Origin of the sequence: uncultured Intestinibacter sp. (genome assembly GCF_902468165.1) — a bacterium.
GTDB lineage: Bacteria > Bacillota > Clostridia > Peptostreptococcales > Peptostreptococcaceae > Intestinibacter.
Genome location: NZ_CABQXJ010000033.1, coordinates 21,407 through 28,654, shown reverse-complemented (window position 1 = coordinate 28,654; position 7,248 = coordinate 21,407). Strand labels below are relative to the sequence as shown.

General features: G+C 26.6%; 4 protein-coding genes. 3 read left to right on the top strand and 1 reads right to left on the bottom strand.

All coding sequences use genetic code 11. From position 1 onward, the window contains the following. The first annotated feature begins 261 nt into the window (after positions 1-261). The 3 genes from RDX53_RS07590 (at position 262) to RDX53_RS07580 (ending at position 6,582) form a co-directional block, all read left to right on the top strand. Complete coding sequence (locus RDX53_RS07590; protein ID WP_195930195.1) at positions 262-2,682, top strand: DUF3656 domain-containing protein; 2,421 nt, start codon at positions 262-264, stop codon at positions 2,680-2,682. 26 nt (positions 2,683-2,708) lie between these two features. Continuing rightward, complete coding sequence (locus tag RDX53_RS07585) at positions 2,709-3,146, top strand: hypothetical protein (protein ID WP_195930194.1); 438 nt, start codon at positions 2,709-2,711, stop codon at positions 3,144-3,146. A gap of 247 nt (positions 3,147-3,393) precedes the next feature. Beyond that, complete coding sequence (locus RDX53_RS07580) at positions 3,394-6,582, top strand: two-component regulator propeller domain-containing protein (protein WP_195930193.1); 3,189 nt, start codon at positions 3,394-3,396, stop codon at positions 6,580-6,582. 64 nt (positions 6,583-6,646) lie between these two features. Here RDX53_RS07580 and RDX53_RS07575 read toward each other — a convergent pair whose 3' ends face one another. Then, a complete protein-coding gene (locus RDX53_RS07575) occupies positions 6,647-6,844 on the bottom strand; it encodes a DUF378 domain-containing protein (RefSeq protein WP_022071061.1) in 198 nt (65 codons plus the stop codon). Positions 6,845-7,248: the final 404 nt, after the last annotated feature.

Here is a 7,248-nt window from a genome sequence, read left to right as displayed (position 1 = left end):
CAACGGAATCTTTGATTCGTTGGCGCCATGAACGAAGTGAATTTTAAGCAACGGACGAAGTCGTTGGCGCCATGAACGAAGTGAATTTTCTGTTTAATATTATAAAAAACTTGGTATTATATTAATTTGAAAATCATCTTAATCTAATAATAAATACATAACTATATTTTTTTTGACTTAAGATGATATAATAGTAATCGTATGTAAATTTTAATATTTGTAAATTATAAAAATAAGTATAGATAAATAGGAGAGAAATTTATGAAAGAAATAGAATTATTAGCACCCGTTGGTTCATTTGATTCTTTAAAAGCAGCTGTACAAAATGGAGCCAACGCTGTATATCTAGGTGGAAAAGATTTTAGTGCTAGGGCTTCAGCAAACAATTTTGATAGAGAAGAGCTAAAAGAAGCAGTTAAATATGCTCATATAAGAGACGTAAGAGTTTTTGTTACTACAAATACATTAATAAAACAAAATGAGCTTGAAGACTTTGTAGAGTATGCTAAATTTTTATATGACATAGATGTAGATGCTATTATAATGCAGGATATTGGAGCAGCAATGCTTATACATGAGTTACTTCCAGATTTCGAACTTCATGCAAGTACTCAAATGGTTGCTCACTCACTTGAAGATGTTCAATATTTAGAAAGTATCGGATTTAAAAGAGTAGTTTTAGCGAGAGAGCTTACAGTAGAAGAAATAAAATATATTTGTGATAATGCAAATGTAGATATAGAAATATTTGTTCATGGAGCATTATGTGTATGTTACTCTGGTGGATGTTTAATGAGTAGTATGATCGGAAACCGCTCAGGAAATAGAGGAAGATGTGCTCAACCTTGTAGACAAAAATACACAATGATAGATATATCTACAGGAGAAGAAATACACAACAATGGAGACTATCTATTAAGTACAAAAGATTTAAATACAATTGAAGAAATTGATAAAATAATTGATACTGGAGTTTTATCTTTAAAAATTGAAGGTAGAATGAAAAAGCCAGAATATGTAGCTACAGTTATAAAAAGTTATAGAGATGCTATTGATGAGTATGAAACTACTAAAAAAGTAAATATATCAGACGAAACAATGGAAGATTTATATACTATATTCAACAGAAAATTCACAAAAGGTCTTATTTTAGGTGAAGTTGGCGAGGAAGTTATGAATAGCAATGTGCCAAACAACCAAGGTCTTTATGTTGGTAAAGTAGTAGATTACAATAAAAAAGCGAAAAGACTAAAAATAAAACTAGAAGGAACTCTTAAAAAAGGTGATGGAATCAACTTAGGTGGAGGAACTATCGGAAGAATAATAAAAGGAAAAGATATTACTCAAATAGGTTATAAAGGAGAAACAATAGAACTTGACTTTATAGGAGAAGCTAAAAAGAATCAACTAGTTTTCAAAACTTCAGATACTGATTTAATTGATAGAGCTCAAAAAACTTATACACAAGATAAAGAATTTGCTAAAAGTCTAATTGATGCTGAAATATCTATTAAATTAGACAGTTATCCAGAACTTAGATTAATAGATAAAAATGAAAATATAGTAACTGTTCAAGGTGATAAATTAGTAGAAAAAGCTTTAAAAGTAGCTTTAAGTGAAGAAAAAATAGAAACTCAAATTAAAAAACTAGGTAATACACCTTATGAAATTGACCAATTAAAAATAAACTTAGATGAGGGTGTAAGTATGCCTATAAGTTTAATAAATCAAATGCGTAGAGAAGCAATTGAGTTATTAGATAATGCGAGAATATCAGTTAAGGGAAGAATGTATAAAGACAACGATATAAAATATTCACCTAAAATATATTCTAGAAATGCAGACAATAAGTCAAAAATAAGAGTAAAAGTAAATAATATAGAAGCTCTAAAATCAATCTTAAACTTAGATATAGATATGATTTATTATGAAGATGTAAGCACTATAGAACAAGCAATGACAATGGCCAATGCAAATAATAAAAAATTAATTTATAGTGCGCCTAGAATCGTCAGAAATAGAGAATATAAAAGATTAGAAAAATCAGATGAATATTGCAAAGACCATGTTCAAATTTCAGCATTAGGTCAAGTTAAGTATTATAAAGAAAATAGTGAAAGTGTAAAATTTGATGTAGATTATTATTTAAATCCATTCAACAGTGAAACAATAAATCACTACAAAAAAGAAGGAGCAGAAACTGTCTGTATATCACAAGAATTAAATCTACACGAAATAAAAGAAACTACACAATATACAGACCTTGAAATTGAAACAGTGGCATATGGATATATTCCAATGATGTTAAGTGAATATTGTCCAATGGGTGTTGTAGCAAGAAGCTGTAAAAAAGACAAAAGATGTGCTAACTGTAAAGAAAGTAAATATGTACTTAGAGACTTTAAAGGCGAAGAGTACAGAGTATCACAAGATATATTCTGCAGAAGTACTATATATAACTCAAGTGCAAATTGCTTAATAAATAATTTAGATGAACTTTCAGAAGCAGGAATAAATATATTCAGACTTGATTTTACACATGAAACACCAGAATTAATAGAAAAAATAACAGAATCATTTATAGATGTAATAGAAAATGATTTTGTAGCTGATGCAAAATCACTTGAAGTTTTTGAAGATATGGACACAACATTAGGACATTTATATAAAGGTGTTGAATAAGTTATAAAATGGAGTTAACCAAACTTATGAGGAAATTAATTATTTTATTGCTAATAACAATTATGTCGGTTGGATGTAGTAAATTAAAAGAAAAGTCTTCTGATAATACCTTAGAAGATTCACAAGCATCATCTAAACAAACACTGCAAATAGATGATGTTGAAGGTTATTGGGAATGTAGATCTAGTGAAGATGATATATTATTGAGAATTGGTTGGAAAAATGATATAGATATATATTACTCAGATAATTCTAAAGAAAATGCATCTTATAATATAATTAAATCAATGAAAAATTCTATAGAAATTGAAATTGAAAATGATAGTAATAAAACTCAAGCTATCATAACGACTGATGACAATGGTGAAAGCATAACATTTAAAAGAAATAAAAATGAACATTATTTTATCAGAATACCAAAAGACAAATTTTATGAAAAATTAAATAGTGATTCTATTGATTAGCAAAATATATAAATTAAACCATACAATCGATATAAAAGGTTGTATGGTTTTTTATATATTTAAAACTTAAATTTAAAATAAGTTATAATAACGTATATTAGATTTAATTTCTAAAAATGGTTTGAGATAGATTAAATGGTATATAATAAATTTTTTGTCGATAAATGTAGAATATTGAAAAATTTGGCGATGTATAGTAATATATTGTTATTCATAATAAATTTATAGTAATAAGAAAGGAAATAATATGGGTATAAAGACATTTGTTAAAAAAGGTATTATATTATTTTTATTAAGTATAATAATATTCAACTCATGTCTATTGGAATCATATGCAAGTAATAAGAATATTACATTCAATAATCTGAATATTGAACAAGGTATAAGTCAATCTACAGCAGAGATAATATTCCAAGATAGTAAGGGATATATATGGATTGGTACAAGTGATGGTTTAAATAGATACAATGGATATGAGTATAAAATATATAACTATGAGGAAGGAAAAAATAGTATAAGCCATAATGGTATAACTGATATAACAGAAGATGATGATGGTTATATATGGGTAGCTACTGTTCAAGGGATGAATAAAATAAATCCTGATACAGATGAAATTAAAAATTATACAGAAGAAAACGGTAAAATAAAAACTGACAGTACTTCTGAAGTAATAAAAACTCAAGATAATAAAATGATAGTTGCAACTTATGAAGGATTAAGTATTTATAATGAAGAAAAGGATTGCTTTGAAGTTGTTTTAGATGAAGATAATGGATTAATGACTAACATGACATATTCATTAGATGAGGATAAACACGGGAATATATGGTTAGGAACTGATTTAGGTGTTCACAAGATATCTAAAGATTTTAAAATACTAGAGACATATGGTGGAGAAGAAGAGGAAAACTCATTAGTTGAAGATTCAGTTTATAATATGTATTGTGATGATAAACGGGACCTTGTATGGATAGGTACTGCAAATTCAGGTGTATTTAAATTAAATACAAAAACTAATGAAATTAAGCAATATAAAAATGATCCAAATGATGATAAATCTTTACCATCAAACCAAATTGGGGAAACATTAAGAGATAAAAATGGAGACCTATGGATTGGTACAGATGGTGGATTAGCTTATTACAATGAAAAAGAAGATAATTTCGATATTTATAAAAATAAAATTTATGACAAAAATAGTTTAGTATATGACAATATAAAATCTATAATTCAAGATAAAGAAGGGATTATGTGGATTGGAACATATTCTGGAATAAGTATATTTGATACAAATAGCAGTATTAAACACTACAAAGCTGGTGAAGATGATGACTACTTATTAAATGAAAATATGGTTCATGGAGTATATGAAGATAGCGACGGATATCTTTGGGTAGGTTCAAAGTTAAAAGGTATAAGTATTATCGACAGAAAAAACAATACCTCTACAAGTATAAGTACTGAAAATAATAATATAATTCAGTCTGATATGATAAATGACATAACTGGATACAAAGACTTTATATTTATTGCGACTGATGGTGGTGTTTTAAAAATAGATAAGAAAACATCAACAATGAAAAACTACTCTACATTAGATGGTTTAGTAAATGATGCAGTAAAAGATATCATGGTCGATGATAAAGGTTATTTATGGGTAGGAACAATAAATGGACTTAGTTTAATAAATATTGAAACTGATGAAATTATAGATATGACTGACTACATAAGTGATAATAAATATATAAAACATATGTATCAAGATATCTACGGAAATTATTATTTAGGATTATTACGAGATGATGGTTTATGTTATATAAATAGAAAAGAAAAAACAATTAAATATTTTAAACATGATAAAAAGGATAAATCGTCTATAAGTAGTGACCGTGTTAGATATATAAACGGAGACAGCAAAGGGAATGTATGGATTGGTACTAGTTATGGTATAAATAAGTTTGATCCAAAAACAGAAACCTTTGAAAGATATACTGCGCAAGATGGTATAGCTAATAATACAATTTATGGGATACTAGTTGATAATGATGATAATATATGGGCAAGTACAAATAAAGGTATTAGTAAACTAAACCCAGAAACAGGTAAAATTGAAAACTTAAGTGTAACAGATGGTCTTCAAAGTAATGAGTTTAATGGTAATACATCATTTAAAAGTGAAAGTGGAGAGCTATTCTTTGGAGGTATAAATGGATTAAATGCATTTTATCCTCAAGACATAAATAAAATGAATAGCGGTACAAAAGTTTTATTTGATGGTTTTAATATCGACCATAAAGAATACTCTAACATAGATGGCAAGAAGTTTAGTAGTCATACTGACAATATAAATATTAAATTCTTCACACCTATATACTCAGGCAATAAAAACTTGATGTATGAGTATAAATTAATTGGTGCTAGTGGACAAGTATTCACAATAAAAAACAACTATGTTACATTCAATGAATTATCACCAGGAAAATATACTTTTGAAGTAAGAGTTATAGATACGGGTGGAAACAAAAGTGAAGCAAGTAGCGTTACATTTACAATAAAACCTCCTTTCTGGAGAAGTTCTCTTGCGATATTTATATATATACTTATTGCAATATTATTCGTTATAAAATCTAAATATGAAGTTAAAAAACTAGACAGATTAGTTAAAGAAAGAACAAAAGATTTAGAAGAAGAAATGGAGAAAAATACAATTCTTCATAATAAAAACTTAAAATTAGAGAGAAATAAAAATAGTTACTTTATTAATTTATCTCACGAATTAAGAACACCTTTAAATGTTATGAGTAGTACAAATCAATTATTAAAAGGATTAAGTAAAAATTCAATAATTGACGGAGAAAAATTAAACTATTATGTTGATATATCTCAGCGAAATTGTAAGAGACTATTAAACTTAATAAACAATATATTAGATAGTAGTAAATTACAAAATGATATGTATCAAATAACTTTAAAAGAAATAGACATAGTATATTTAGTTGAAGAAACAGCTCTAACATTAAAAGATTATATAACTTCAAAAGGAATTGACCTTATAATTGACCCTCAAATTGAGGAAAAAATGATTAATTGCGATCCGTATGAACTTGAAAGATGTATAATAAACTTAGTAAGTAATGCTGCTAAATTTACTCCTGAAGGAGGAAGTATAACAGTAGATATTGAAGATTTAGATGATAAGGTAAAAATAAGCGTTATAGATACTGGTACAGGTATAGATAAGAAATTCCACAAAAGTATATTCGATAGATTTAGTCAAGTTGAAGATAGCGAGCCTGTGAAATCAGGAAGTGGCTTAGGATTAACTATCACAAGTCAAATTATAAAATTACATAAAGGTAAAATTTATGTAGAAAGTGAACTTGGAAAAGGTAGTACATTTGTAATAATATTACCAGTAAACCCAGAGATTTAGATAAAACAAAAAGGGAGTTTAAGTAATTTTACTTAAGCTCTCTTTTTATTTTTAGATTTTATATTTAGTCGGTGTTTTTATTTGAAAATAATGTTGGAATTAAGAAAATACCAGCTAATCCGACTAATCCAAATATTATTCTGCTGAAAACAGAATAAGTACCTCCAAATATAAAGCCAACTACATCAGTTGCAAAAAGTGCTACACAACCCCAGTTAAGGGCACCAATTATAACTAAAACCAATGCTATTTTGTTCCACATATAAATTCACTCTCCTAAATGTAAATTATTACATCTTTATTATTTACCATTTTTTAAAAAAATATTTAAAATTAGTATAAATTTTCTAGAAGAGGAAATAAAGAAATCTTTACTCTAAAGAATCTTAAATATGTAGATTTTTTGATAGATGATAATTACGTATTAAACATAGATATTAACTTTTTTATGAATAATTATAATTTAATTAAAAAAAATAAAATATGAATTTATTTGATTAAATTACTGCGTGTTAAACAAAATAAAAATATATATAAACTTTATTTAATAAGGTTGATAACGATGCACAACTTTATTAAATAAAATACTTTACTTAAAATACCTTATATGTTATATCTAAAAAGTGAATGGGGTTAATTTACAGAAGCGTTTTTATAAATATAAGT